Raw genomic sequence first — 25,435 nt, forward strand, 5'->3', positions numbered from 1 at the left:
TGTTTTGTGAGTTGCAAACTTTCGGTTTGTATCGTCTTCACACACCGCAATCTGGTCGCTTTGCTTACAAAGCCTACTCAAATTGCTTGGGTGTTATATGGTCAAGCCTCACGGGCAATTAGTATTGGTTAGCTCAACGCCTCACAGCGCTTACACACCCAACCTATCAACGTCGTAGTCTTCGACGGCCCTTTAGGGAACTCAAGGTTCCAGTGAGATCTCATCTTGAGGCAAGTTTCCCGCTTAGATGCTTTCAGCGGTTATCTTTCCCGAACATAGCTACCCGGCAATGCCACTGGCGTGACAACCGGAACACCAGAGGTTCGTCCACTCCGGTCCTCTCGTACTAGGAGCAGCCCCTCTCAAATCTCAAACGTCCACGGCAGATAGGGACCGAACTGTCTCACGACGTTCTAAACCCAGCTCGCGTACCACTTTAAATGGCGAACAGCCATACCCTTGGGACCGGCTTCAGCCCCAGGATGTGATGAGCCGACATCGAGGTGCCAAACACCGCCGTCGATATGAACTCTTGGGCGGTATCAGCCTGTTATCCCCGGAGTACCTTTTATCCGTTGAGCGATGGCCCTTCCATACAGAACCACCGGATCACTAAGACCTACTTTCGTACCTGCTCGACGTGTCTGTCTCGCAGTCAAGCGCGCTTTTGCCTTTATACTCTACGACCGATTTCCGACCGGTCTGAGCGCACCTTCGTACTCCTCCGTTACTCTTTAGGAGGAGACCGCCCCAGTCAAACTACCCACCATACACTGTCCTCGATCCGGATAACGGACCTGAGTTAGAACCTCAAAGTTGCCAGGGTGGTATTTCAAGGATGGCTCCACGCAAACTGGCGTTCACGCTTCAAAGCCTCCCACCTATCCTACACAAGCAAATTCAAAGTCCAGTGCAAAGCTATAGTAAAGGTTCACGGGGTCTTTCCGTCTAGCCGCGGATACACTGCATCTTCACAGCGATTTCAATTTCACTGAGTCTCGGGTGGAGACAGCGCCGCCATCGTTACGCCATTCGTGCAGGTCGGAACTTACCCGACAAGGAATTTCGCTACCTTAGGACCGTTATAGTTACGGCCGCCGTTTACCGGGGCTTCGATCAAGAGCTTCGCGTTAGCTAACCCCATCAATTAACCTTCCGGCACCGGGCAGGCGTCACACCCTATACGTCCACTTTCGTGTTTGCAGAGTGCTGTGTTTTTAATAAACAGTCGCAGCGGCCTGGTATCTTCGACCGACGTGAGCTTACGCAGTAAATGCTTCACCCTCATCGGCGCACCTTCTCCCGAAGTTACGGTGCCATTTTGCCTAGTTCCTTCACCCGAGTTCTCTCAAGCGCCTTGGTATTCTCTACCCAACCACCTGTGTCGGTTTGGGGTACGGTTCCTGGTTATCTGAAGCTTAGAAGCTTTTCTTGGAAGCATGGCATCAACCACTTCGTTGTCTAAAAGACAACTCGTCATCAGCTCTCGGCCTTAGAATCCCGGATTTACCTAAGATTCCAGCCTACCACCTTAAACTTGGACAACCAACGCCAAGCTGGCCTAGCCTTCTCCGTCCCTCCATCGCAATAACCAGAAGTACAGGAATATTAACCTGTTTTCCATCGACTACGCTTTTCAGCCTCGCCTTAGGGACCGACTAACCCTGCGTCGATTAACGTTGCGCAGGAAACCTTGGTCTTTCGGCGTGGGTGTTTTTCACACCCATTGTCGTTACTCATGTCAGCATTCGCACTTCTGATACCTCCAGCAAGCTTCTCAACTCACCTTCACAGGCTTACAGAACGCTCCTCTACCGCATCACCTAAGTGATACCCGTAGCTTCGGTGTATGGTTTGAGCCCCGTTAAATCTTCCGCGCAGGCCGACTCGACTAGTGAGCTATTACGCTTTCTTTAAAGGGTGGCTGCTTCTAAGCCAACCTCCTAGCTGTCTAAGCCTTCCCACATCGTTTCCCACTTAACCATAACTTTGGGACCTTAGCTGACGGTCTGGGTTGTTTCCCTTTTCACGACGGACGTTAGCACCCGCCGTGTGTCTCCCATGCTCGGCACTTGTAGGTATTCGGAGTTTGCATCGGTTTGGTAAGTCGGGATGACCCCCTAGCCGAAACAGTGCTCTACCCCCTACAGTGATACATGAGGCGCTACCTAAATAGCTTTCGAGGAGAACCAGCTATCTCCGAGCTTGATTAGCCTTTCACTCCGATCCACAGGTCATCCGCTAACTTTTCAACGGTAGTCGGTTCGGTCCTCCAGTTAGTGTTACCCAACCTTCAACCTGCCCATGGATAGATCGCCCGGTTTCGGGTCTATTCCCAGCGACTAGACGCCCTATTAAGACTCGCTTTCGCTACGCCTCCCCTATTCGGTTAAGCTTGCCACTGAAAATAAGTCGCTGACCCATTATACAAAAGGTACGCAGTCACCTAACAAAGTAGGCTCCCACTGCTTGTACGCATACGGTTTCAGGATCTATTTCACTCCCCTCTCCGGGGTTCTTTTCGCCTTTCCCTCACGGTACTAGTTCACTATCGGTCAGTCAGTAGTATTTAGCCTTGGAGGATGGTCCCCCCATATTCAGACAAAGTTTCTCGTGCTCCGTCCTACTCGATTTCACTGCAAAGATGTTTTCGCGTACAGGGCTATCACCCACTATGGCCGCACTTTCCAGAGCGTTCCGCTAACATCAATACAGCTTAAGGGCTGGTCCCCGTTCGCTCGCCACTACTAAGGGAATCTCGGTTGATTTCTTTTCCTCAGGGTACTTAGATGTTTCAGTTCCCCTGGTTCGCTTCTTAAGCCTATGTATTCAGCTTAAGATACCTAACTTATGTTAGGTGGGTTCCCCCATTCAGACATCTCCGGATCAAAGTCTGTTTGCCGACTCCCCGAAGCTTTTCGCAGGCTACCACGTCTTTCATCGCCTCTGACTGCCAAGGCATCCACCGTATGCGCTTCTTCACTTGACCATATAACCCCAAGCAATCTGGTTATACTATGAAGACAACATTCGCCGAAAATTCGCACACTCAATTAAGAGAATCACAAATTTTACCTTAGCCTGAATAAACACCAGTGAAAGTGTCATTCAGTCTATCTTTCTATCACATACCCAAATTTTTAAAGAACGATCTAATCAAAAGATCAGAAATCAACATTCACCATCATTTGATGGAATGCTCATTTCTAAGCTTTACGATACAGAAGCAGTTTATGGTGGAGCCAAACGGGATCGAACCGTTGACCTCCTGCGTGCAAGGCAGGCGCTCTCCCAGCTGAGCTATGGCCCCATATTTCTACAGGTACTTTCCACACAAAATTGGTGGGTCTGGGCAGATTCGAACTGCCGACCTCACCCTTATCAGGGGTGCGCTCTAACCAACTGAGCTACAGACCCAATTTCGAGCTTGCAACTGTTAGCGTGAGCTATCAGCTTGTAGCTTAAAGCTGCTTCTATCGTCTTCTTCAATGAATCAAGCAATTCGTGTGGGAACTTATGGAGCAGCTGATGTCGTCGATTAAGGAGGTGATCCAGCCGCAGGTTCCCCTACGGCTACCTTGTTACGACTTCACCCCAGTCATGAATCACACCGTGGTAACCGTCCTCCCGAAGGTTAGACTAGCTACTTCTGGTGCAACCCACTCCCATGGTGTGACGGGCGGTGTGTACAAGGCCCGGGAACGTATTCACCGTGACATTCTGATTCACGATTACTAGCGATTCCGACTTCACGCAGTCGAGTTGCAGACTGCGATCCGGACTACGATCGGTTTTATGGGATTAGCTCCACCTCGCGGCTTGGCAACCCTTTGTACCGACCATTGTAGCACGTGTGTAGCCCAGGCCGTAAGGGCCATGATGACTTGACGTCATCCCCACCTTCCTCCGGTTTGTCACCGGCAGTCTCCTTAGAGTGCCCACCATTACGTGCTGGTAACTAAGGACAAGGGTTGCGCTCGTTACGGGACTTAACCCAACATCTCACGACACGAGCTGACGACAGCCATGCAGCACCTGTCTCAATGTTCCCGAAGGCACCAATCTATCTCTAGAAAGTTCATTGGATGTCAAGGCCTGGTAAGGTTCTTCGCGTTGCTTCGAATTAAACCACATGCTCCACCGCTTGTGCGGGCCCCCGTCAATTCATTTGAGTTTTAACCTTGCGGCCGTACTCCCCAGGCGGTCAACTTAATGCGTTAGCTGCGCCACTAAGAGTTCAAGACTCCCAACGGCTAGTTGACATCGTTTACGGCGTGGACTACCAGGGTATCTAATCCTGTTTGCTCCCCACGCTTTCGCACCTCAGTGTCAGTATCAGTCCAGGTAGTCGCCTTCGCCACTGGTGTTCCTTCCTATATCTACGCATTTCACCGCTACACAGGAAATTCCACTACCCTCTACCATACTCTAGCTTGCCAGTTTTGGATGCAGTTCCCAGGTTGAGCCCGGGGATTTCACATTCAACTTAACAAACCACCTACGCGCGCTTTACGCCCAGTAATTCCGATTAACGCTTGCACCCTCTGTATTACCGCGGCTGCTGGCACAGAGTTAGCCGGTGCTTATTCTGTCGGTAACGTCAAAGCAGCAAAGTATTAATTTACTGCCCTTCCTCCCAACTTAAAGTGCTTTACAATCCGAAGACCTTCTTCACACACGCGGCATGGCTGGATCAGGCTTTCGCCCATTGTCCAATATTCCCCACTGCTGCCTCCCGTAGGAGTCTGGACCGTGTCTCAGTTCCAGTGTGACTGATCATCCTCTCAGACCAGTTACGGATCGTAGCCTTGGTGAGCCATTACCTCACCAACTAGCTAATCCGACCTAGGCTCATCTGATAGCGCAAGGCCCGAAGGTCCCCTGCTTTCTCCCGTAGGACGTATGCGGTATTAGCGTCCGTTTCCGAACGTTATCCCCCACTACCAGGCAGATTCCTAGGTATTACTCACCCGTCCGCCGCTCTCAAGAGAAGCAAGCTTCTCTCTACCGCTCGACTTGCATGTGTTAGGCCTGCCGCCAGCGTTCAATCTGAGCCATGATCAAACTCTTCAGTTCAAACATCTTTGGGTTTTTAAGAAACCCTAAACTTGGCTCAGCAATCGTTGGTTACATCTTTGATTTCTCGCGGAGTAACTTGTGATGCTGATAATCTTTTTGACTATCAGTCTGACTCCACAAGCACCCACACGAATTGCTTGATTCAGTTGTTAAAGAGCGGTTGGTTAAGCTTTCGCTCAACCGAGGCGCGCATTCTACAGCAGCCTCTGTTGCTGTCAAGCGGTTATTTTAAGATGTTTTCAAAGTTTCCTTTGTAACATCAACCACTTGCGCTTTCGATCTCTCGTTAGCGGGAGGCGAATTCTACAGCGTTAAACGCTGCTGTCAACACCTCATTTCCTGCTTCGATGAATTGAAGCTGGCACCGTCAAAATCATCCAACTCATTGATACTCAAGGAGTTTTCCGTTTCTACTGCGCCGGAAGTGGTGCGAATTATAGGCCGTTAGAATTCCGAGTCAAGCCTTAATTTGAATTAAGTGGCCACTACTGGTTTCTTCTTATATAGACGAGGGATCCGACGCATCACCGGCGGGATCCGCAGCAGCAAAAGGCACACCCCTATAAAGGCATAGATCGACCACTCTTTCAGGTCAGCACGCACAATCCACAACATATGCAAAAGACCCAACCCCACAACCACGTACACCAAGCGATGCAACTTCTTCCAGCTCGCCCCCATCCGCCTTTGACTGTAGCGATTGGAGGTCACCGCAAGCGCCAATAAACACAGAGCTCCCAAGCTGCCAACAATAATGTAGGGCCGCTTGCTTAGCTCAACCCCCAACTGCGACCAGTCGAGCCCAAGCACAAAGAACAAGTAAGCGCACAGATGCAGCACCACATAGGCAAAACACCACAACCCGATCTGACGGCGGACCGCAATCCACCCCGGCCAGCCCGTCAGTTTTTGCATGGGCGTCATGCATAAGGTCACCAGCAACAGAACCAGAGTCCCAAGCCCCAGCCGATCAACCAACACCTTTCCAGGATCCGGCCCCAAGGCAAAGCTCCACGCCTCATAGAGCCAGTACAAAGGCCAGATGGCAGCCGCTATAAATACGCCGATTCGCCACAGTGCAAACTTCATCAGTAATTCTTCCGCAGATCCAGGCCGGTATATAAAGAAGCGACTTCATCCGCATAGCCATTGAACATCTGCGTATCCCGCACATTAGGGCTAAACAAACTGCTTGGCAGACGTCGCTCCCTCGCTTGCGTCCAGCGAGGGTGATCGACTTGCGGGTTCACATTGGCATAGAAGCCATATTCATTGGCCGCAATACTCTGCCAGGTGGTTTTCGGCTGCTCCTCAACCAGGCTGATTCGCACAATCGACTTCACACTCTTGAAGCCATACTTCCATGGCACAACCAAACGAAGTGGCGCGCCGTTCTGATTAGGCAACTCGCGGCCATACATCCCCACCGCCAATATGGCCAACGGGTTCATCGCCTCATCCATTCGCAAGCCTTCTACATAGGGCCAATCAATCAACGCAAAGTCAGAGCGCTGGCCCGGCATGACTTTCGGGTCCTTCAAGGTTTCAAAGCGTATGAACTTAGCTTTCGAAGTGGGCTCAACCTGCTTAAGTAACGCTGACAGGGGGAATCCCATCCAGGGAATGACCATTGACCACGCCTCTACACAGCGCAACCGATAGATCCGCTCCTCCAACTGGTAAGGCTTCATGAAGTCTTCAAGGGCATAACGCCCAGGCTTACCCACCTCGCCATCCACGACCACCGTCCATGGCTCGGTTTTCAAAGCACCCGCGTATTGCGCCGGATCGCCTTTGTCAGTACCAAACTCATAGAAGTTGTTGTAGTGAGTAGCGTCTTTGAAAGGCGTAATGGCCTCCCCTTTGACTGTCACTGCCTGCCACTGGGTCTGCGGGAGTTTCTCGGCAAACCAGCCCGGCGCCTTGCCCGGTTCAACATCTGCGTAGCGCGAAGCATCAGTGGCATTTGCCCAACGCGGCAGTGCGCTCACTGCTAATCCTGCAAGCGAGCTGCCCAGCAATGCACGGCGAGATAAATAGAAGGACTCAGGGGTGACGTCCGACTCTTTGCAGTCGGACGCTTTAGGCAACTTGATGAGCATGACAACTCCGCAGTATTGGAGGGCTGATGCACCAATAGACTACGGAGTTTGGGGGAAATTACATCACTCGCCGGTTTTGTTACGGCGCAGATGCAATAAATATTGAATCGGGCCCGAAGCGGCATACACCAGGAAAGCCAGCAGCAGAATACGCGGCGGATCGCTGAACACCACAGCGAACACCAACACCACCGCCAGGATCGCCACAAACGGCACGCGCCCTTTCAAATCCAGCTGCTTGAAGCTGTTGTATTTGATGTTGCTGACCATCAGCATGCCCGCCGCAGCCACCAATAAGGCCACCAGGAAGGACATTTTCGATCCCTGGATCCCGTAATCGCTGAACGCCCAAACAATACCGGCTACGACACCCGCCGCAGCCGGGCTGGCCAGACCGATGAAATAGCGCTTGTCTGCTGTACCGACCTGCGTATTGAAGCGAGCCAGACGCAACGCCGCGCCTGCTACATAAATGAAGGCCACCATCCAGCCGACCTTGCCCATGTCGCCCAGCGCCCAACCAAACGCCAGCAGCGCCGGCGCCACGCCAAAAGCAACCATGTCAGACAAGGAATCATACTCGGCGCCAAAGGCGCTTTCGGTATGAGTCATACGGGCAACCCGGCCATCAAGGCCGTCCAGCACCATGGCGACAAAAATCGCGATGGCGGCAAATGCAAAATACTTGCTTGCGCCCGCAGCATCACCAGCGCTCATTGCGCTTTGCGCACTCATTGAACTGATGATGGAGTAGAAACCGGCAAACAGGTTTGCCGTTGTAAAAAGATTGGGCAGCAGATAGATACCACGATGCCGGACCTTACGGCCTTCAGCGTCATGCCCTTCTTCGACATGCTCATCGATAGGCAGCAGGCTATCGGCGTCAGAAGCCTGTTTTGGCTCTTCGGGACGTTCGCTCATGGACATTACCTTGCAACGATATGGAAAGTTTCAATAGAAGCTTGCAGACCAACTTTCACCCGCAAACGTTCCTGCTTTATACCAGAAGCTGCCGCTTAAACGAAAAAACGCGGCCAGGGCCGCGTTTTTTCAAGATCGTACTGACTTAGTTTTTAGCTTTGTCGACGATTTTGTTAGCACCGATCCAAGGCATCATCGAGCGCAGTTGCTCGCCGATCACTTCGATACCGTGTGCAGCGTTGTTACGACGCTTGGCAGTCATCGAAGGGTAGCCAGTAGCGCCTTCGCTGATGAACATCTTCGCGTATTCACCGTCTTGAATGCGCTTCAGAGCGTTACGCATTGCTTGACGGGATTCAGCGTTGATCACTTCTGGGCCGGTCACGTACTCGCCGTATTCAGCGTTGTTGGAGATCGAGTAGTTCATGTTGGCGATACCGCCTTCGTACATGAGGTCAACGATCAACTTCAGCTCGTGCAAGCACTCGAAGTAAGCCATTTCTGGCGCGTAGCCTGCTTCAACCAGTGTTTCGAAGCCAGCTTTAACCAGCTCAACAGTACCGCCACACAGAACGGCTTGCTCGCCGAACAGGTCAGTTTCGGTTTCGTCTTTGAACGTGGTTTCGATGATACCGGTACGACCACCGCCCACGCCCGAAGCGTAAGACAGTGCAACGTTTTTGGCGTTGCCCGACGCGTCCTGATAGATCGCGATCAGGTCAGGAATACCGCCGCCACGAACGAATTCGGAACGTACAGTGTGGCCCGGCGCTTTTGGCGCGATCATGATGACGTCGAGGTCAGCACGCGGAACAACCTGGTTGTAGTGAATCGCAAAGCCGTGGGAGAAGGCCAGGGTAGCGCCCTTCTTGATGTTCGGCTCGATTTCGTTCTTGTACAGAGACGACTGGAACTCGTCCGGGGTCAGAATCATGACCAGGTCAGCAGCGGCAACAGCGCTGGCAACGTCAGTTACTTTCAGACCATGAGCTTCAGCTTTAGCGACAGTGGCCGAACCTTTGCGCAGACCAACAGTAACGTCTACACCGGAGTCTTTCAGGTTGCACGCTTGAGCGTGACCCTGGGAGCCGTAACCGATAATGGCTACTTTTTTGCCCTGGATGATCGAAAGGTCGCAGTCTTTGTCGTAATAAACTTTCATGATTTTCCTTTATGTATCCAGGCCATTCAGGCCGTTAGCACTTGTAAGTTTTAGATGCTGAGTACTTTGTCGCCACGGGCAATACCCGTCACGCCACTGCGAACTGTTTCCAGGATCGAGGCGGTACCAATCGACTGGATGAAACTGTCGAGCTTATCGCTAGTGCCCGTCAACTGTACGGTATAAACGCTGCTACTGACGTCGACAATTTGCCCACGAAATATGTCTGTAGTGCGTTTGATTTCTGCCCGCTGGGCACCGGTTGCCTTGACTTTGACCAGCATCAGCTCACGCTCGATGTGAGCGCTCTCTGACAGATCCACCAGCTTGACCACTTCGATCAGCTTGTTCAGGTTCTTGGTGATCTGCTCAATCACTTCGTCGTGGCCCACCGTGGTCAGCGTCAGACGCGACAAAGTCGGGTCTTCCGTTGGTGCCACCGTCAGGCTTTCGATGTTGTAGTTACGTTGCGAGAAAAGCCCAACAACGCGAGACAGAGCACCGGGTTCGTTTTCAAGAAGCAAAGAAATAATGTGCCGCATGATTAAGTACGCTCCGTCTTGCTCAGCCACATGTCGCGCATGGAGCCATCTTTGATCTGCATCGGATAAACGTGCTCACTGGTATCCACCTGAATATCCAGGAATACCAAGCGATCTTTCATGGCAAAGGCTTCTTCCATTTTCGGTTTCAGGTCTTTGAGATCGGTAATCCGGATACCCACATGCCCATAGGCCTCAGCCAGCTTGACGAAGTCAGGCAGCGATTCCATATAAGAGTGCGAGTGACGGCTGCCGTAGTTCATGTCCTGCCACTGACGAACCATCCCCAGAACACCGTTGTTCAAGTTGATGATTTTGACCGGCAGACCGTACTGCAAGCACGTCGACAATTCCTGAATGTTCATCTGGATGCTGCCCTCGCCTGTTACACACGCGACGTCATCATCAGGGAAACTCAGTTTCACACCCATTGCCGCCGGGAAACCGAAGCCCATCGTGCCCAGACCGCCAGAGTTGATCCAGCGATTAGGCTTGTTGAAGCGATAGTACTGAGCCGCAAACATCTGATGCTGGCCCACGTCGGACGTGACATACGCATCGCCCTTGGTCACTTCGCAGAGCATTTCGATCACAGCTTGTGGCTTGATCTTGCTGCCGTCGCCCTTGTCGTAAGGGAACAATCCGCGATCGCCGCGCCACTCATCAATCTGCTTCCACCAGGTGGCAACCGCTTCAGGGTTTGGCTTCTCGCCAATGTCCTTGAGGATCGCAACCATTTCGGTCAGCACGCTGTCGACCGGGCCGACAATTGGCACGTCTGCCTTGATGGTTTTGGAGATGGACGCCGGGTCGATATCAACATGGATGATCTTGGCGTTAGGGCAGAACTTGGAGGCACCGTTAATAACACGGTCATCAAAGCGCGCACCCACCGCCAGAATCACGTCCGCGTTGTGCATGGTCATGTTGGCAGTGAAGCTGCCGTGCATGCCGAGCATGCCAATGAACTGACGGTCTGTGCCAGGGTAGGCACCCAAGCCCATCAGCGTATTGGTCACGGGGACGTTGAGCATTTTCGCCAGTTCGGTCAACGGTGCAGCACCGCCACCCAAAATAACGCCGCCACCTGCGTAAAGGACCGGACGTTTGGCCGCCAAGAGCATTTCTACTGCTTTGCGGATTTGCCCCGAGTGCCCACGTACAGCCGGGCTGTAAGAACGCAGTTTGGCTTTTTTAGGGAAAACGTATTCGAACTTTTCAGCCGGGTTGGTCATGTCTTTCGGGATATCGACCACGACCGGACCAGGACGACCGGATTGCGCGAGGTAGAACGCCTTTTTCATGACTTCCGGGATTTCCGACGCGTGCTTGATCATGAAGCTGTGCTTCACGATTGGACGCGAGATACCGATCATGTCGGTTTCCTGGAAGGCATCGGTCCCGACCATAGTGCTAGGCACCTGGCCAGAAATGATCACCATCGGAATGGAGTCCATGTAGGCAGTAGCAATACCGGTGATAGCGTTGGTAGCACCCGGCCCGGAAGTCACCAGTACCACACCGGCTTTACCGGTGGCACGGGCGTAACCGTCAGCCATATGGGTAGCAGCTTGTTCGTGACGAACCAGGATGTGGGTAACTTCCGGTTCTTTGAACAGTGCATCGTAGACATGCAGGAGAGCACCACCAGGGTACCCGTAGATATAGTTGACACCTTCGTCGCGCAAAAAGCGGACGAGCATCTCACCGCCAGATAAAAGCTCCACGTTGTTCACCTCTAAAACGCCAGAATTCCGCTCACAAAATACGAACGGGTCTTAATAGGTTTACTTCTCAGCAGAGCATGAGCGACGGTGGTCGCCGACTACGTCAGCACTGACTGAGCAAGTATTGGGAGCGCCCCAAATATTGCGGGGTTTTCCCACCCAGCGCGAGGTAACGCGTTGCGGGTGTAACAGGTCGGCGCGGGTATGCGCCTCATGATCTGCTGAGAGGGTCTGCTTCTGGCAGTCCCTGTACAGCGGTGTCTGGATTCTTGTGTTTCAGCCCCTCCAAGTCAAGCAGTAATTGCGCTTTTTTCCAACTAAGCGCATGAGAACGTAGAAGAAAGGGGCTTGAGAAGGGATAAAACTCGCCTAGATGGCGCAAAGCGGTAGAAATATGCGCAAGACTGCCGGAAAAACCGGCAGCCAGGCAATTAACCAGCGTCAGTGATCAGTTGGTCGAACTTTTTCAGCTCAGCCCGCAACCCAAGGCTCTCTTGAGGGCGCTCGGCATACACCATCTCGGCCATCTCCAGAATGCCCGAGACCTTGGGCAGAGGAAGATCCTGTTCAAGGATCTGCTTCATCCGCACCAGGAAAATCCATTGCAGCCACTGGTGAAAGTCCAGCGTGTCGACCGAAAAAGGCTCAACACTGCTCAGCGCCTCAGCACTGGGAGACACATCGTCCCACCAGCCCTGCACGCGCAACTCACGTTCAATCAGCAATAATTGTTCGGCAATCGCCGCAAAACGAGCATCCATCAGAAACTTACCTGGCTTTTTGACGGGCCAATGCAGCGCCAGCCGCATCACCTTGTTTATCACGCGCTTGAGCAATCAAGCCCCACAAGCTCGCCTGCAAGTCCGGACGACCGCTCGCGAAGGTCAAACCACGGCGGGCAAACTGCTCAGCCTGAGCCGCATCCCCTTGCGCCATACGCACTTCTGCCAGACGGTAGAGCACTTGCGGCTCGCGTGGTGCCACGCGCTGTGCCCGCTCAAGGCTCGACGAGGCGCCATTCAGGTCGCCACTCGCCTGCTGCTGTTGAGCAGTGGTCAGCAGCGCCAACACCGGCCCATCCAGTTGCTCATCTGCTGCCAAGCCGCCACTGCTGGACGGAATGCCACTCGGCGTAATCGGCGCCGGCGCGGTGTAAGTCGTTGTCGGCGCATAGCTGCCGGTGCTGATCGGCGCAGCCGCCGGGCCAGGGGTAATCGGCCCCGGCGTGATCGGCTGGGTCTGAATCGGCGTCGAAACCGCCGCTCCACCACCCGGCACCATCACCACCACACCTGAATCCTGAGGGATTGCCTGAGTCTGAGCAGCACGCGGCGCAGTGGCCTGTGGATAATTACGGGTCGTACGCTGCGCCGAAACACGCTCGCTGTTCGACACCCGAACACCGGAGTCGACCACAGGGATCGAGCCCTGCGGTACGCTCGCGCAACCATTGAGCAAAGCCAGGGCTGAAACAGCCGGAATCCACCACTTGTTCACGTCACACCCTCTTTGCTTAATTCAACCAGCCCTTGACCCAATCCATCACCGCTTCACCTGTCGCGGGTGCTTGCGCACCACAACCGGCTCCAGCAGGCGGTTCACTGCCGCGAATATACGGCATCTGCACAGCGCCCGGGCAGCTCGCATCAGACCCTTGCCCGGTATGGGGATCAATCCAGGCTTTAACAATGTTGTCCGGCTGCGGCATATCCAGCGGCAATGGATCGGCTTTACTCATAAAGCTGGTCCAAACCTGCAAGGCGCCGCTCGCACCGGTAAACGGGGTTTTACCGTTGTCATCACGCCCCAGCCACACCACCGCCAGCAGATCCTGGCTGAAGCCTGCGAACCAGCTGTCACGCGAGTCGTTACTGGTGCCGGTTTTACCCGCCAGCGTCAGGCTTTTCGGCAATACGTTATAGACCGAACGCCCGGTGCCTTCACGCATCACATGCTGCATTGCCGTCTGGATCAGGTAAATGGAGGCCGGATCGAAGCGCTGCTGGATCTGGAACGGGTAACGTTTCAGCGGCTCGCCTTCAGCCGTCAGCACACTGCGAATACCGCGCATCGGTGTATTGAAGCCGCCATTGGCCAGCGTCTGATACATCGTTGCCACTTCCATAGGGCTCAGCGCACCAGCGCCCAGCAACATGGACGGGAAAGCCGGAAATTCACGCTCTACCCCCAACCGTGCCAGCGTTTTGAGCACGTTAGGCACGCCGACCTGCTGCCCGAGCCGCACAGTCCCCAGGTTGAAAGAGTTCATCATCGACTGATAAAGGAAAATCGTGCCGTGAGAGCGACGGTCATAGTTCTGCGGCGTCCAGACCTGGCCATCTGCCCCTTTGATCGAAATCGGCTCATCCGACAACCAACTGGTCAGCGTGAACTGGCTTGGTCTCTCAAGTGCGGTCAAATACACCGCAGGCTTGACCAGCGAACCAATCGGGCGCACCGCATCCAGCGCACGGTTAAAGCCTGCATAGCCCGGCAGACGGCTGCCAATCAACGCCTGAACCTCACCGGTTTCAGGGTTGGTAACCACCATCGCCGCTTCAACTTCGTCTGCGCCTTTGCGTCCAGCCAGACGCTTAAAGGTGTCACCCACCGCCGATTCAGACTTCATCTGCAAGATTGGGTCGAAGCTGGTGAAGATCCGCAGCCCCTCTTCGGTCAAGTCTTCGTCGCGATAGTCTTCGCGCAATTGACGTTTAACCAGGTCCAAGAAGCCCGGAAATGAACTGTCCGCCAAGCTGCCTCGCTTGGTCACGCCCAGCGGCATCTTTTTAGCCGCAGCGACTTGCTCGGCCGTCGCCACGCCTTGCTGCTCCAGCAAATCGAGCACCAGGTTACGCCGCTCAAGCGCACGCTCAGGGTAACGACGCGGGTTATACGCCGATGGCCCTTTAACCATGCCCACCAGCAACGCCACCTGATGCAGCTTGAGCTCGGACAACGGCTGGCTGAAGAAGAACTGGCTGGCCAGACCAAATCCGTGCACCGCACGCTGGCCGTCTTGCCCCACAAACACTTCGTTGAGGTAAGCCTCAAGGATCTCGCGCTTGTCGTAGTGCATTTCAAGCAGCAGCGCCATCATTGCTTCGGTCAGCTTGCGGCTGAGGCTTCGCTCGTTGGTCAGGAAGAAGTTCTTGACCAATTGTTGAGTCAGCGTACTGCCGCCCTGGCGCATTTGCCCGGACGAGGTGTTGACCCACAGGGCACGGACGATCGACTTGGGCGACACGCCGAAGTGATGATAAAAATCACGGTCTTCTACCGTTACCAGCGTATCGAGCAGATACGGTGGCACCTGATCAATGTTGATCAGAATCCGGTCTTCAAGGTTTTTCGGATAAAGGCCGCCAATCAGCAAAGGCTCAAGCCGTACCACGGGCAACTTGGCGCCATTGGTCGAGGTCAATTCCGACACATAATCGCCAGAAAAGCGCACCCGTACCGGCTGCGCTTTCTCAGCACCTTCATAAAACTGGAAACCACGGGTGTTCAGGTCAACCGTGTTGCCATTTACCGAGGCCGCACCGGGGCCATTGGCCACACTTTCGCGGCGATAGCCGAGTGCATCGAGTTCAGTCAAAAAGTCGTTCTTGCTGAGTTTCTGGCCGACGAACAGCTCCAGCGGCCGGGCATACACCTTGGCCGGGATAGTCCAGCGCTTGCCAGAGAACTTCTCTTGCACGATGGCATCGAGGTAAACAGCAAAACCTGCCAGCACCACCAGGCCGACGAGGCTGAGCTTAAGGGCCCAACCCAGCCAAGGCCGGAGGCCACCAGAAGGACGTTTGGAACGGGAGCGGGGGGATCGAGTTCGAGTCATGGCGCGGGATTATACGCACTTTGCTCATGTTCAACATGCGCGTCCGGCGGTTTGCACGACCGCTGTCAACAGCCATAATGGCGCATTGAATTTTCCCGCCTTTAGAAGGACCGACCGTGAGCCAGAACCTGATTACCGCGCTACAAAATCCGAGCTTATACCCGCATGAAGTCGACGGGTTTCAGGTTATCGAGACCCACATTTCCTGGGTTATCCTCACCGGGCCCTACGCCTACAAAATCAAAAAACCGGTTAACTTCGGCTTTCTTGATTTCACCGAACTCAGTGGCCGCGAATTCTTCTGCAATGAAGAACTGCGCCTCAACCAGCGCCTGACCGAAGGCCTGTACCTGGACGTACTGCCGATAACCGGCAGTGCAGACGCGCCTCAACTCGGCGGCGAAGGCCCGGCTATCGAGTACGCGCTGAAAATGCGCCAATTCCCGCAAAGCCAGCTGCTGAGCACGCTGCAGGCCAATGGCGAACTGACTGCTGCGCACATCGACGAAATGGCCCAGCAAATTGCCCATTTCCACACACACGCCCCGCATGTCCCGCTGGAACATCACCAAGGCACCCCTGAAGCTGTCATGGAGCCCGTGCGTCAGAACTTCGAGCAGATCCGCCCTTTCCTGTCCGATAAAGCTGACCTACTGCAACTCGATGCCCTTCAAGCGTGGGCCGAAGCCAGCTTCACTCGTCTAAAGCCACTGCTGGAGCAACGCAAGGCCCAAGGGTTTATCCGCGAATGCCATGGTGACATCCACCTGGGCAACGCCACCATGATCGACGGCAAAGTGGTGATTTTCGACTGCATCGAATTCAACGAACCGTTCCGTTTTACCGACGTGTACGCCGACACCGCCTTTCTGGCCATGGACCTTGAAGACCGCGGCCTCAAGTGCCTGGCGCGCCGCTTTGTCAGCCAATACCTGGAGTTGACCGGCGACTACCAAGGGCTTGAGCTGCTGAACTTCTACAAAGCCTATCGCGCTCTGGTGCGTGCCAAGGTCAGCCTGTTCAGCATGCCGGCAGAAGCCAGCGCAGTGCAGCGCGCGGCCACCCTGCGCCAGTATCGCAACTACGCCAACCTGGCCGAAAGCTACAGCACCATCCCTTCACGCTTCCTGACCATCACCCACGGCGTTTCAGCCGTCGGTAAAAGCTCTGTTGCGATGCGTTTGGTTGAGTCCCTGGGCGCCATTCGTTTGCGTTCCGATGTCGTTCGCAAGCAATTGTTTGGCGAGCAAACCGGCGACAACTCCGTTGGCCATGGCATTTATAGCGCTGACGCCAGTGCCGCGACCTACGACAAACTGCATGAACTGGCCGGCATCGTGCTGCGCGCGGGCTTCCCGGTGGTCATTGATGCCACTTACCTCAAACGCAAGCAACGCGACGCTGCCGCCAAAGTCGCCGAAGCCACGGGCGTGCCGTGCCTGATCCTCGACTGCACCGCACCCGACGCGGTGATCGAAGGCTGGCTGACTCATCGCAATAGCCTTGGCAACGACCCGTCTGACGCGACCATGGACGTTGTCCGAGCTCAAAAAGCCAGCCGTGAGCCACTCGAGGCAGAAGAAGTCCTGCGCAGCAAACCAGTTGAAACCAACAACAGCAAAAGCCTGGACACCCTGATCAGCGACATCCGTCAACGCCTGCCAGGGCTGTAAGTGCTTGCCCGTGCTGCGAAACTGCAAGGGTTTCGCGGCACGCCAATAGTGGCACTATAATACTGGTGTACATCCATCAGGAGACGCCCCATGAGCCGCCCTGCCTTGCTTCAATCGGCGCTCTACACGTTACTGCATGAAGACAACATCAGCGGGTTTAACCAACAGCGTCCATCCGGACACATTGATATGCGTGGCGGCGACTTTCGCGGGCTGGATTTGCGCGAGCTAAATGCGGACAGCGTGGACTTCACCGACGCCTATTTCCGTTCTGCCGACCTGCGTGGCCTGGACTTGCGTAACGCCTGTATCGAAGGCGCCAGCCTGGCCCATGCGCAAATTTCAGGCGCCTACTTTCCGGTCGAACTGACCGCGGATGAAATCCTGATGTCGGTCAACTTCGGCACACGCTTGCGCTACCGCACCAAATAAACCAAATACGACATTCGGCCCAACGCCCGCCCGGCGTTGGCGACTGTTCCCTGCACTTTGAGGCAAGCGCTCTAGTTCGGGCCTTTGCATCAATACCTCTAACAGCCCTAACGCCATCTCCTGCACTTTTTGCGTCTGCTTGTTCCAAAAACGACTAACGGACGGCGGCTTTCTTATCAGCCGCTACACTTCAACTCACCTGTCTTGACTCATAAGCGCTGAGCTCACGCCGTCGCAAGGAGAGCTGATGCAAGATGAACTCCAGCATCTAAAAAACCTTGGGAAAACCTCGGCGCAATGGTTACACGCTGTCGGTATCCACAGCGCTTCGGATTTAAGGCGCCGCGGGGCGGTCGAGGCTTACCGGGCCGTCAAGGCCAGAGGCTTTCGGGCCTCCAAAGTGCTGCTTTATGCCATTGAGGGCGCACTGCTGGACGTTCACTGGAACGACATCCCCCCGCAAAGAAAGGCGTTTTTGAATGAGCAAGTAGAAGATTTGTTCAAGCTGAAAAAAGGCTAGCCCGCACCGTTTATCGGTCGTGCAAAAAAAGCTGAAAAACAGCTGTTGACATGAAAATGAGAATTGTTATTATTACGCCATCTGGTCGCGAGGCCAGTCGATCTTCTGGAAGGCCCTTGGTTCGGACTCTCAGAAAATCTCCTCATCAGGCTAATCACGGTTATTTGACCCGGCTCTTGCCGGGTCTTTTTTTGCCTGAAAAACACCCGATAACCCCGCCCCACCCTCCTTCGGCAACTCCTATCAAACACAAAATAAGTGATTGATTCTAAAGGCCCTGTAGGAGCGAGCTTGCCTCGCGATCGATCTTTTAATCTTGATCTAAGAGCCCCCTCACCCTAGCCCTCTCCCGAAGGAGAGGGAACCGATTGGGGGATGCTGAAAATATTCGGTGGCCTATTTGCTGCGCGACAGCGCGACGTCGAAGACGGGGCGGCCACTCCTACTCGGCTATATCTCGCAGCCTTCTTGAGTTGTTAGCGCGCAATAATCACCGGGTGTCCTAATTCCGGGTGCGGCTGCACCAACACATCCAGCCCGAACACGTCTTTGAGCGACTGCGGCTGCAACACCACTTGCGGGCTGTCCAAGGCACGCGGGTAGCCGTCTTCAAGCAACAGCAAGCGATCGCAGTAACGCGCAGCGAGGTTCAGGTCGTGCAGGATGATCAACACCGCAGCGCCCCGATCGGCAAAGGCACGAATGGCTTTCAAGGTTGTGTGCTGATGCAAAGGGTCAAGCATCGAGGTCGGTTCATCGAGCAGCAACGTCTGCCCATTTTGCCCCGGCCACAACTGCGCCAGCACCCGTGCCAGATGAACCCGCTGTCGCTCGCCGCCGGACAACGCCAGGTAACTGCGCCCCGCCAAATGCCCGACATCAGCCGCCTCCAGCGCCGCGCAGATAATCTCGGCATCGCGCACGGTGCCGGTCTGATGGGGCAAACGCCCCATACCGACCACCTCTTCAACACGAAAGGCAAAATCGAGGGTCGATGTCTGTGGCAACACGGCAAGACGCTGCGCCCGCTCAGCGCCCTTCCACTGGTTCAAGGCATCCTCATCCAGCAAGACTTGCCCTTCGGTTGGCGCCAACTCCCCGCACAGCGCTGCCAGCAAGGTGCTTTTACCGGCACCGTTGGGCCCCAGGACTCCCAGCACTTCACCCGGCCGCACCTCGAGGGTAATGTCAGTCAGCACGCATTTAGGGCCGCGACGAATCTGCAGGTTTTCTGTACGCAGCATCAGTGGCGGCCTCGCAACAGCAAGTAAAGGAAGAATGGCGCGCCCAAAAATGCGGTCACGATACCAATCGGCATTTCAGCAGGGGCCAACGCCAGGCGCGCTATCAGATCAGCAAACAGCAGCAAAGCAGCGCCCGCCAGTACCGACGCGGGTAACAACACCCGATGATCCGGCCCGGCCAGCAGCCGCACCAAATGCGGCACCACCAAACCGACGAAGCCGATCATGCCCGCCGCAGCCACTGCCGCCCCCACGCCCAACGCGGTGCAGAACACCAACTCGCGCTTGAGCCCTTCTACATTGATGCCCAGGTGATTAGCTTCGGACTCGCCCAGCAACAAGGCGTTAAGCGCACTGGCCCGGCGTGGCAACCACAGAGATACCGCCACGGTCACAAACAGCAGAGGCCACAATCGGGCATAACTGGCGCCGTTCAAGCTGCCCAGGTTCCAGAACGTCAGGGTGCGCAACGTCGCGTCATCGGCCAGGTACGTGAACAACCCCACCGTCGAGCCGGCCAGCGCCGTGAGGGCGATACCCGCCAGCAGCATCACTGCCACGCTGGTTTGCCCGTTACGGCGGCCAAGCCGGTAAACCAATGCAGTCACCCCCAACCCACCGAGAAACGCACAGATCGACAGTAAATAAGGGCCAAACGCGTCGGGCAAACCGCCAAAGGACGAGCCGCCGACAATCGCAATCGCCGCGCCCAGTGACGCACCACTGGACACCCCCACCAGGCCGGGGTCAGCCAGAGGGTTACGAAACAAGCCCTGCATGGCCACACCGGACAACGCCAGCACACCGCCCACGGCCAAACCGAGCAACGTGCGGGGCAAGCGAATCTGCCCCAAGATCAACTCAGCCTGTTCCAGCCCGTCGCCATTTATCGGCACGCCGATCAAGCGCAAGGCCGCACGCAAGGTGTCGAGCAACGGCAAACTCACCGGCCCCAACGCCAACGACAACCAGATGGCTATCAGACACAGCGCACTCAGCCCGATAAACAACGGGCGAGGCTTAACCAATGTCCTCATGGGTGAGCCGGAGCCGCAGGGTAAAACTCAGCCGTCAGTTGCTTCAAACTATCCGGCAAGCGCGGGCCCAGGCCGCCTACCAGTAGCGTTGGGTCCAGCTCGTAAATGCGCCCGTCTTTGGCCGCCTTGAGCGAGGCCAGAATCGGGTTTTCCTTCATCAGTGCTTTGCGTGCCTCGTCGCCTGTCAGGCTACGATCTGCAAACACCAGCACGTCAGGGTTCAAACCTGCCAGCGCTTCTACGGAAAAGGTTTTATAGCCCGTGTGCGTGGCCAGGTTGTGACCACCGGCCTGTGTCAGCAACCAGTCTGCCGCCGTGTCCTTGCCCGCAACCAGCGGTTTGCCGCCCGCATGCCCCAGCAACAGCAGCACGCCCGGCGATGTGTGCTGGGCTTGTGCCTGTTTGACCTGCTGTTGCAACGCTTCCAGTTGCTGCTGATACGCCTTGAACACTTGCGCCGCTTTAGCCTCATCCCCCAGCAGGCGCCCCAAGTGCGCGAGAGTACCCTCAAGGGTGGGCAGATCAGCTTCGGCCGAGAACATTTCAACCGGCACACCGGCGTTACGAATCTGCGCCAGCACCGGTGGTGGCCCCATTTCCTCGGTGCCGATCAAGACATCTGGCTTGAGGCTCAAAATCCCCTCAGCCGACAGTTGCCGCTGATACCCGATGCTGGGCAGCGACTTAAGTGATTCAGGATGTTGGCTGGTGGTATCGACCCCAACCAATTTAGACTCCGCGCCTAAAGCGCTGACCCACTCCGAAAGCGCGCCCCCGGCACTGACCCAGCGTTGGGGCAACTCGTCAGCCAGGCTGACATGACTGATCATAAAGCCTGCACAAAGCATTATCAGGCGGGTACTCAGGCGCATACGGGGGCGTTCCTTGATAAGTGGGCTCAACGGAGCAACGGCAGTGCCGCCAGTCAAAACAGCACATCACAGAGCAGCCCGCCATTTGATAATTGTTTGCATTTGCACGTCAACCTCTTAACGTGCGCCATCACGCGGATCGATTCATACATCAGGGTAGGTTAAGGATTGTAATGAAATATGTGTGCCCCTCAGCGTCGCTGACCGAAGGTGCGAGCCTGGGCTTTGAACAGCACGGTATCCGCCTGTTTGTCGTGCGCCGGGCCGGTCAGGTCTACGCCTATAAAAATCGCTGCCCGCATCGCGGTGTGCCGCTGGAATGGCAGCCCAATCAATTCCTCGACCCCAGCGCCAGTCTGATCCAGTGCGCGACCCATGCTGCGTTGTTTTTGATTGAGAGCGGGGAATGCGTTGCCGGGCCTTGCGCCGGGCAATTCTTGACCGCCCTTGGCTGCCATGAAGACAACCAAGGGATCTGGCTGACACACGATGAGTCAGAGGATGACGTCTAACCGGCGGTCAACCACCACCGCGTCAGACGTCAGGCTGACACCATAGGCCAGTACCTGCACACCTGCCGCCACCGCTTCACGCAAAGCCGCCGCATAGCCCGGGTCGATTTCTTGCGCCGGGCGTACTGCGTCGATCCCGGTCAGGTTGACGCAATACAACTGCACCGCCCGCACGCCTTCACGGGCCAGGCTGGCCAGTTCACGCAAATGCTTGGCGCCGCGCTGAGTGACCGCATCCGGAAACGCCGCCACACGGGTGTCGTCAAAACCCAAGGTGACACTTTTGACTTCGACAAAGGCAAAGCCCTCCGGGTACTCCAGGCGGAAATCAATCCGGCTGTTTTCCTGCCCGTAAGCCACTTCACGCTTGAGCGCGGTAAAACCATTGAGCTCGGTGATCACCCCAGCCAGCAGCGCTTCTTCGACCAAGGGATTGGCACGCCCGGTGTTCACACACGCCAAACGGCCTTGTGGGGTTTCACTGATTTCCCAGGTGCCCGGCAGTTTGCGCTTGGGGTCATTGGAGCGGCTGAACCAGACTTGCCCGCCTTCGACCATGCAATTAAGCATCGAACCGGTATTGGGACAGTGAATGGTTAGCAGCTCGCCGGTGACGGTTTCGATGTCGGCCAAAAAACGCTTGTAACGCTTTATCAGGCGCCCTTCTTCTAAGGCTGGAGAGAACTGCATCAGTTTTTCCAGCTCTGCAGGCCACGGGCAATTCGCTCAACCGCTTCCTGTAGGCGCGGCAAACTCTGGGTATAGGCAAAGCGCACGTGATGCCCGGCCTGATAACGCCCGAAATCCAGGCCCGGGGTGAAGGCAACGTGCTCGGTTTCGAGGAAGTGACGGCAAAAAGCGAAGGCATCATCGCCGAACGCGCTGATATCGGCGTACAAATAAAACGCACCTTCAGGCTCCACGGCAATGCCGAATCCCAACGCTCGCAACGCGGGCAACAAAAAGTCGCGACGGCGTCCAAACTCGGCGCGACGCTCTTCCAAAATGGCCAGCGTTTGCGGCTCAAAACACGCCAGCGCCGCATATTGCGCCATGCTCGGAGCGCTGATGTAGAGATTCTGCGCGAGCTTTTCCAGGTCTGCGACGGCCTCCGGCGGCGCCACCAGCCAACCCAGGCGCCAGCCGGTCATGCCGAAATACTTGGAGAAGCTGTTGAGCACAAAGGCGCTGTCGTCCACCTCAAGCACGCTGGCGGCCTCGCAGCCGTAGGTCAGGCCGTGATAGATCTCGTCCACCACCAAATGCCCACCACGCTTCTTGACCGCAGCCGACAAGGCAGCCAATTCATCACGGCTCAAGAGTGTCCCGGTCGGGTTCGCCGGGGACGCGACCAGCGCGCCCACACTGTCTTGATCCCAGTGGCGCTCAACCAGATCAGCCGTCAACTGGTAGCGAACATCAGGGCCGACAGGTACCAGCTGCGCGGCCCCTTCAACCAAGCGTAAGAAATGCCGGTTACAGGGGTAGCCCGGATCTGCAAGCAACCAGTGTTTTCCCGGATCAACCAGCAGGCTGCTGGCTAAAAGCAAAGCACCAGAGCCGCCTGGGGTGATCAGAATGCGCGAAGGGTCGATGTTCAAGCCGTAACGCTGTTGATAAAACCCGGAAATTGCTTCGCGCAACTCAGGCAAGCCGCGTGCTGCGGTGTAACGGGTTTTACCCGCGGCCAGGGCCGCCTGGCCCACCGCAATAATCGGCTCGGCCGTGGTGAAATCGGGCTCGCCAATCTCCAGGTGAATCACATCGTGCCCCGCCGCCTGCAACTCGTTGGCACGCGCCAACAACGCCATGACGTGGAATGGTTCGATCGCGCGGCTGCGCGCACTGTAAGACTGAGCCATGAGCCTGCCTTCCTGGGTAAGCAAAAGTCCGATTCTACCCAAGCACTGTCACAAGGGAGAGCGAAATAGAGTCTTAGACTGCCCGTGCGTAGAACCAAACGGCGCAAGCCCCGGTCATAGCTCGGCTAAAATATTAATTTGCCACTAATCTTAAGTACGACAGGCTTTGTACACGATCGCTGACAACAGGCTAGACAACCGGGAGTAGCGCGGCCCGAATTGATCTGGTAAGTTCGCCCGCTTGCAGCCGCAGGGCCGGCAGGTGTCGGTGATGTTGCAATCCTGCGCAATGGATTAGAAGAACAGAGGCGGTCCATTTCATGCCCACACAAGCACAGCAACAGAATACTCAATCGCTTAGCGGCTTCGAGCCCTACGTTGAAAAGCCGGGTGAAGAGTACATGGGCGAGCCTATGCGCAAGCACTTCACCAAGATTCTGCAAAAGTGGAAGCAGGACTTGATGCAGGAAGTCGACCGCACCGTTGATCATATGAAAGACGAAGCGGCCAACTTTCCTGACCCAGCTGATCGCGCCAGCCAGGAAGAAGAATTCAGCCTGGAACTGCGAGCCCGCGACCGTGAGCGCAAGCTCATCAAGAAAATCGACAAGACCCTGCAACTGATCGAAGACGAAGAGTACGGTTGGTGCGAGTCTTGCGGCGTCGAAATCGGCATTCGCCGACTCGAAGCCCGCCCGACGGCGGACATGTGCGTAGACTGCAAAACCTTGGCTGAAATCAAGGAAAAACAAGTCGGCAAGTAATCGCCGGCCTGACCAAATGGGGCGTGCGAACGCCCCATTTTTGTTTCTGGATTTACACATTGACGTGGCCCCCCTGTGGGAGCGGGCTTGCTCGCGATGCAGACGCCATGACAAGCATGAATGGCCGCGCCGAAACCCTCGCGAGCAAGCCCGCTCCCACAAAAAATGCATGCCCCCATGACAGCCTCTCCAAACCCCTCCTACATCGGGCGCTTCGCCCCGACGCCCAGCGGTCATTTGCACTTCGGCTCGCTGGTGGCCGCCCTCGCCTCGTACCTTGACGCACGCTCCGTAGGCGGGCGCTGGCTGTTGCGTATGGAAGATCTCGACCCACCACGTGAAATGCCCGGCGCTCAAGCCGCCATACTCGACGCTCTGCAACGCTATGGGTTTGAGTGGGACGGCGAACTGGTCCGCCAAAGCGAGCGCCATGACGCCTACGCGCAAGTTGTGGACCGCTTGTTTAGCCAGGGCCTGGCCTATGCCTGTACCTGCTCGCGCAAACAACTCGAAGGTTATAACGGGATTTACCCTGGGCTGTGCCGCAACGCCGGCCACCCCATGGAAAATGCCGCCATTCGCCTGCGCGTACCTGAACTTGAGTACGCCGTTGAAGACCGCGTACAAGGCACCTTCCGCCAGCATTTGGGCCGTGACGCAGGTGACTTTATCATCCGCCGCCGCGATGGCCTGTACGCCTACCAGCTGGCGGTGGTGCTCGATGATGCCTGGCAAGGGGTCACTGATATTGTGCGCGGCGCCGACCTGCTTGACTCCACACCGCGTCAGCTATACCTACAAGAGCTGCTCGGGTTATCACAGCCTCGCTACCTGCACGTGCCGCTGATCGTTCAACCCGACGGCCACAAGCTGGGCAAATCGTACCGCTCGCCGCCGCTGACACCCGAACATGCCTCGCCCCTGCTGCTTCGCGCCCTGCGTGCACTGGGCCAGGCCCCGGACGAAAGCCTTGATGGCGCCAGCCCGCGTGAGATCCTCGATTGGGGCATTGCGCACTGGAATGCCGGGCTGATCCCGCGCACGCTCACCCTGGCCGAGGCGCAATTACGCTGACAGCCCTTGCAGGTTGCCAGCCATCCGTTACCATCGCCGCACGTTTTTAGGGCATGCGGCCAGCAAAAGTGAGG

The 25,435-nt window shown here is 55.9% G+C and carries 20 protein-coding genes, 2 tRNA genes and 2 rRNA genes; 6 read left to right on the forward strand and 18 right to left on the reverse strand.

Features of this window, described 5'->3' with window-relative positions:
* Window positions 1-97 precede the first annotated feature (97 nt).
* From ACJJU9_RS20985 to mrcB, 13 genes are all read right to left on the reverse strand, one after another.
* Window positions 98-2,989: ribosomal RNA gene (locus ACJJU9_RS20985) — 23S ribosomal RNA — on the reverse strand.
* A 245-nt stretch (window positions 2,990-3,234) separates the two neighbouring features.
* A tRNA-Ala gene (locus tag ACJJU9_RS20990) sits at window positions 3,235-3,310 on the reverse strand.
* Between the two features lie 30 nt (window positions 3,311-3,340).
* Window positions 3,341-3,417, reverse strand: a tRNA-Ile gene (locus ACJJU9_RS20995).
* A gap of 122 nt (window positions 3,418-3,539) precedes the next feature.
* Window positions 3,540-5,076: ribosomal RNA gene (locus tag ACJJU9_RS21000) — 16S ribosomal RNA — on the reverse strand.
* The 16S and 23S rRNA genes sit together here with 2 tRNA genes alongside, the layout of an rRNA operon.
* Window positions 5,077-5,553: 477 nt before the next feature.
* Window positions 5,554-6,168 carry a protein-methionine-sulfoxide reductase heme-binding subunit MsrQ gene (gene msrQ, locus ACJJU9_RS21005; RefSeq protein ID WP_048391512.1) on the reverse strand — a complete coding sequence of 205 codons (615 nt, stop codon included), beginning with the start codon at window positions 6,166-6,168 and terminating at the stop codon, window positions 5,554-5,556.
* Window positions 6,168-7,181, reverse strand: a complete 1,014-nt coding sequence (msrP, locus tag ACJJU9_RS21010; RefSeq protein ID WP_407729443.1) for a protein-methionine-sulfoxide reductase catalytic subunit MsrP — start codon at window positions 7,179-7,181, stop codon at window positions 6,168-6,170. The genes msrQ and msrP overlap by 1 nt, the downstream gene beginning before the upstream one ends.
* 63 nt (window positions 7,182-7,244) lie before the next feature.
* On the reverse strand, window positions 7,245-8,102 hold the full coding sequence (gene pssA / locus ACJJU9_RS21015) for a CDP-diacylglycerol--serine O-phosphatidyltransferase (protein ID WP_048373337.1): 858 nt from the start codon (window positions 8,100-8,102) through the stop codon (window positions 7,245-7,247).
* Window positions 8,103-8,247: 145 nt separating this feature from the next.
* Window positions 8,248-9,264 carry a ketol-acid reductoisomerase gene (ilvC, locus tag ACJJU9_RS21020; protein WP_048373335.1) on the reverse strand — a complete coding sequence of 339 codons (1,017 nt, stop codon included), beginning with the start codon at window positions 9,262-9,264 and terminating at the stop codon, window positions 8,248-8,250.
* A gap of 50 nt (window positions 9,265-9,314) precedes the next feature.
* Window positions 9,315-9,806: an acetolactate synthase small subunit gene (gene ilvN, locus ACJJU9_RS21025; protein ID WP_048373333.1), complete on the reverse strand. Its 492-nt coding sequence runs from the start codon at window positions 9,804-9,806 to the stop codon at window positions 9,315-9,317.
* A 2-nt stretch (window positions 9,807-9,808) separates the two neighbouring features.
* Entirely contained in the window at window positions 9,809-11,533 is a 1,725-nt protein-coding gene (locus ACJJU9_RS21030) for an acetolactate synthase 3 large subunit (protein ID WP_048373343.1), read from the reverse strand.
* A gap of 431 nt (window positions 11,534-11,964) precedes the next feature.
* Complete coding sequence (locus ACJJU9_RS21035; RefSeq protein WP_048373331.1) at window positions 11,965-12,294, reverse strand: YqcC family protein; 330 nt, start codon at window positions 12,292-12,294, stop codon at window positions 11,965-11,967.
* 7 nt (window positions 12,295-12,301) lie between these two features.
* Window positions 12,302-13,030 carry a M48 family metallopeptidase gene (locus ACJJU9_RS21040; protein ID WP_123751729.1) on the reverse strand — a complete coding sequence of 243 codons (729 nt, stop codon included), beginning with the start codon at window positions 13,028-13,030 and terminating at the stop codon, window positions 12,302-12,304.
* Window positions 13,031-13,046: 16 nt separating this feature from the next.
* The gene (gene mrcB / locus ACJJU9_RS21045; protein ID WP_407729444.1) at window positions 13,047-15,371 is read right to left on the reverse strand and encodes a penicillin-binding protein 1B; all 2,325 of its coding nucleotides are present in this window, start codon (window positions 15,369-15,371) and stop codon (window positions 13,047-13,049) included.
* Window positions 15,372-15,487: 116 nt separating this feature from the next.
* Here mrcB and ACJJU9_RS21050 point away from each other — a divergent pair, with 116 nt between their 5' ends.
* The 3 genes from ACJJU9_RS21050 (at window position 15,488) to ACJJU9_RS21060 (ending at window position 17,996) form a co-directional block, all read left to right on the forward strand.
* Window positions 15,488-17,044, forward strand: coding sequence for an AAA family ATPase (locus ACJJU9_RS21050; RefSeq protein ID WP_407729445.1), 1,557 nt, complete (start codon window positions 15,488-15,490; stop codon window positions 17,042-17,044).
* A gap of 90 nt (window positions 17,045-17,134) precedes the next feature.
* Complete coding sequence (locus tag ACJJU9_RS21055; RefSeq protein ID WP_048373322.1) at window positions 17,135-17,476, forward strand: pentapeptide repeat-containing protein; 342 nt, start codon at window positions 17,135-17,137, stop codon at window positions 17,474-17,476.
* A gap of 247 nt (window positions 17,477-17,723) precedes the next feature.
* A complete protein-coding gene (locus ACJJU9_RS21060) occupies window positions 17,724-17,996 on the forward strand; it encodes a TfoX/Sxy family protein (RefSeq protein WP_048391524.1) in 273 nt (90 codons plus the stop codon).
* A 476-nt stretch (window positions 17,997-18,472) separates the two neighbouring features.
* Here ACJJU9_RS21060 and ACJJU9_RS21065 read toward each other — a convergent pair whose 3' ends face one another.
* The 3 genes from ACJJU9_RS21065 to ACJJU9_RS21075 are packed head-to-tail and all read right to left on the reverse strand — an operon-like array spanning window position 18,473 to window position 21,149.
* Window positions 18,473-19,291 carry a heme ABC transporter ATP-binding protein gene (locus ACJJU9_RS21065; protein ID WP_407731020.1) on the reverse strand — a complete coding sequence of 273 codons (819 nt, stop codon included), beginning with the start codon at window positions 19,289-19,291 and terminating at the stop codon, window positions 18,473-18,475.
* Window positions 19,240-20,223 carry an iron ABC transporter permease gene (locus ACJJU9_RS21070; protein WP_194289351.1) on the reverse strand — a complete coding sequence of 328 codons (984 nt, stop codon included), beginning with the start codon at window positions 20,221-20,223 and terminating at the stop codon, window positions 19,240-19,242. The genes ACJJU9_RS21065 and ACJJU9_RS21070 overlap by 52 nt, the downstream gene beginning before the upstream one ends.
* A gap of 50 nt (window positions 20,224-20,273) precedes the next feature.
* Window positions 20,274-21,149: a hemin ABC transporter substrate-binding protein gene (locus tag ACJJU9_RS21075; RefSeq protein ID WP_048373314.1), complete on the reverse strand. Its 876-nt coding sequence runs from the start codon at window positions 21,147-21,149 to the stop codon at window positions 20,274-20,276.
* A gap of 173 nt (window positions 21,150-21,322) precedes the next feature.
* Here ACJJU9_RS21075 and ACJJU9_RS21080 point away from each other — a divergent pair, with 173 nt between their 5' ends.
* Window positions 21,323-21,661 (forward strand): Rieske 2Fe-2S domain-containing protein, encoded by a 339-nt coding sequence (locus tag ACJJU9_RS21080; protein WP_048385631.1) that lies wholly within the window; start codon window positions 21,323-21,325, stop codon window positions 21,659-21,661.
* Here ACJJU9_RS21080 and sfsA read toward each other — a convergent pair.
* The gene (sfsA, locus tag ACJJU9_RS21085; RefSeq protein ID WP_407729446.1) at window positions 21,644-22,351 is read right to left on the reverse strand and encodes a DNA/RNA nuclease SfsA; all 708 of its coding nucleotides are present in this window, start codon (window positions 22,349-22,351) and stop codon (window positions 21,644-21,646) included. The genes ACJJU9_RS21080 and sfsA overlap by 18 nt on opposite strands.
* Window positions 22,351-23,523: a pyridoxal phosphate-dependent aminotransferase gene (locus ACJJU9_RS21090; RefSeq protein ID WP_407729447.1), complete on the reverse strand. Its 1,173-nt coding sequence runs from the start codon at window positions 23,521-23,523 to the stop codon at window positions 22,351-22,353. Before ACJJU9_RS21090 ends, sfsA begins: the two co-directional genes overlap by 1 nt.
* 320 nt (window positions 23,524-23,843) lie before the next feature.
* Here ACJJU9_RS21090 and dksA point away from each other — a divergent pair, with 320 nt between their 5' ends.
* Together dksA and gluQRS are read left to right on the forward strand one after the other, a co-directional pair.
* Window positions 23,844-24,287 (forward strand): RNA polymerase-binding protein DksA, encoded by a 444-nt coding sequence (gene dksA, locus ACJJU9_RS21095; RefSeq protein ID WP_048373305.1) that lies wholly within the window; start codon window positions 23,844-23,846, stop codon window positions 24,285-24,287.
* 177 nt (window positions 24,288-24,464) lie between these two features.
* Window positions 24,465-25,361 carry a tRNA glutamyl-Q(34) synthetase GluQRS gene (gluQRS, locus tag ACJJU9_RS21100; RefSeq protein WP_353232246.1) on the forward strand — a complete coding sequence of 299 codons (897 nt, stop codon included), beginning with the start codon at window positions 24,465-24,467 and terminating at the stop codon, window positions 25,359-25,361.
* Window positions 25,362-25,435 lie beyond the last annotated feature (74 nt).

Origin of the sequence: Pseudomonas helleri, from assembly GCF_045830615.1 — a bacterium.
Taxonomy (GTDB): Bacteria; Pseudomonadota; Gammaproteobacteria; order Pseudomonadales; family Pseudomonadaceae; genus Aquipseudomonas; species Aquipseudomonas helleri.

Bases quoted from the DNA above. Each gene is read 5' to 3' on its own strand.
- msrQ (WP_048391512.1), bottom strand. From the start codon at position 6,168: ATGAAGTTTGCACTGTGGCGAATCGGCGTATTTATAGCGGCTGCCATC.
- msrP (WP_407729443.1), bottom strand. From the start codon at position 7,181: ATGCTCATCAAGTTGCCTAAAGCGTCCGACTGCAAAGAGTCGGACGTC.
- pssA (WP_048373337.1), bottom strand. From the start codon at position 8,102: ATGAGCGAACGTCCCGAAGAGCCAAAACAGGCTTCTGACGCCGATAGC.
- ilvC (WP_048373335.1), bottom strand. From the start codon at position 9,264: ATGAAAGTTTATTACGACAAAGACTGCGACCTTTCGATCATCCAGGGC.
- ilvN (WP_048373333.1), bottom strand. From the start codon at position 9,806: ATGCGGCACATTATTTCTTTGCTTCTTGAAAACGAACCCGGTGCTCTG.
- ACJJU9_RS21035 (WP_048373331.1), bottom strand. From the start codon at position 12,294: ATGGATGCTCGTTTTGCGGCGATTGCCGAACAATTATTGCTGATTGAA.
- mrcB (WP_407729444.1), bottom strand. From the start codon at position 15,371: ATGACTCGAACTCGATCCCCCCGCTCCCGTTCCAAACGTCCTTCTGGT.
- ACJJU9_RS21055 (WP_048373322.1), top strand. From the start codon at position 17,135: ATGAGCCGCCCTGCCTTGCTTCAATCGGCGCTCTACACGTTACTGCAT.
- ACJJU9_RS21060 (WP_048391524.1), top strand. From the start codon at position 17,724: ATGCAAGATGAACTCCAGCATCTAAAAAACCTTGGGAAAACCTCGGCG.
- ACJJU9_RS21075 (WP_048373314.1), bottom strand. From the start codon at position 21,149: ATGCGCCTGAGTACCCGCCTGATAATGCTTTGTGCAGGCTTTATGATC.
- ACJJU9_RS21080 (WP_048385631.1), top strand. From the start codon at position 21,323: ATGAAATATGTGTGCCCCTCAGCGTCGCTGACCGAAGGTGCGAGCCTG.
- sfsA (WP_407729446.1), bottom strand. From the start codon at position 22,351: ATGCAGTTCTCTCCAGCCTTAGAAGAAGGGCGCCTGATAAAGCGTTAC.
- ACJJU9_RS21090 (WP_407729447.1), bottom strand. From the start codon at position 23,523: ATGGCTCAGTCTTACAGTGCGCGCAGCCGCGCGATCGAACCATTCCAC.
- dksA (WP_048373305.1), top strand. From the start codon at position 23,844: ATGCCCACACAAGCACAGCAACAGAATACTCAATCGCTTAGCGGCTTC.
- gluQRS (WP_353232246.1), top strand. From the start codon at position 24,465: ATGACAGCCTCTCCAAACCCCTCCTACATCGGGCGCTTCGCCCCGACG.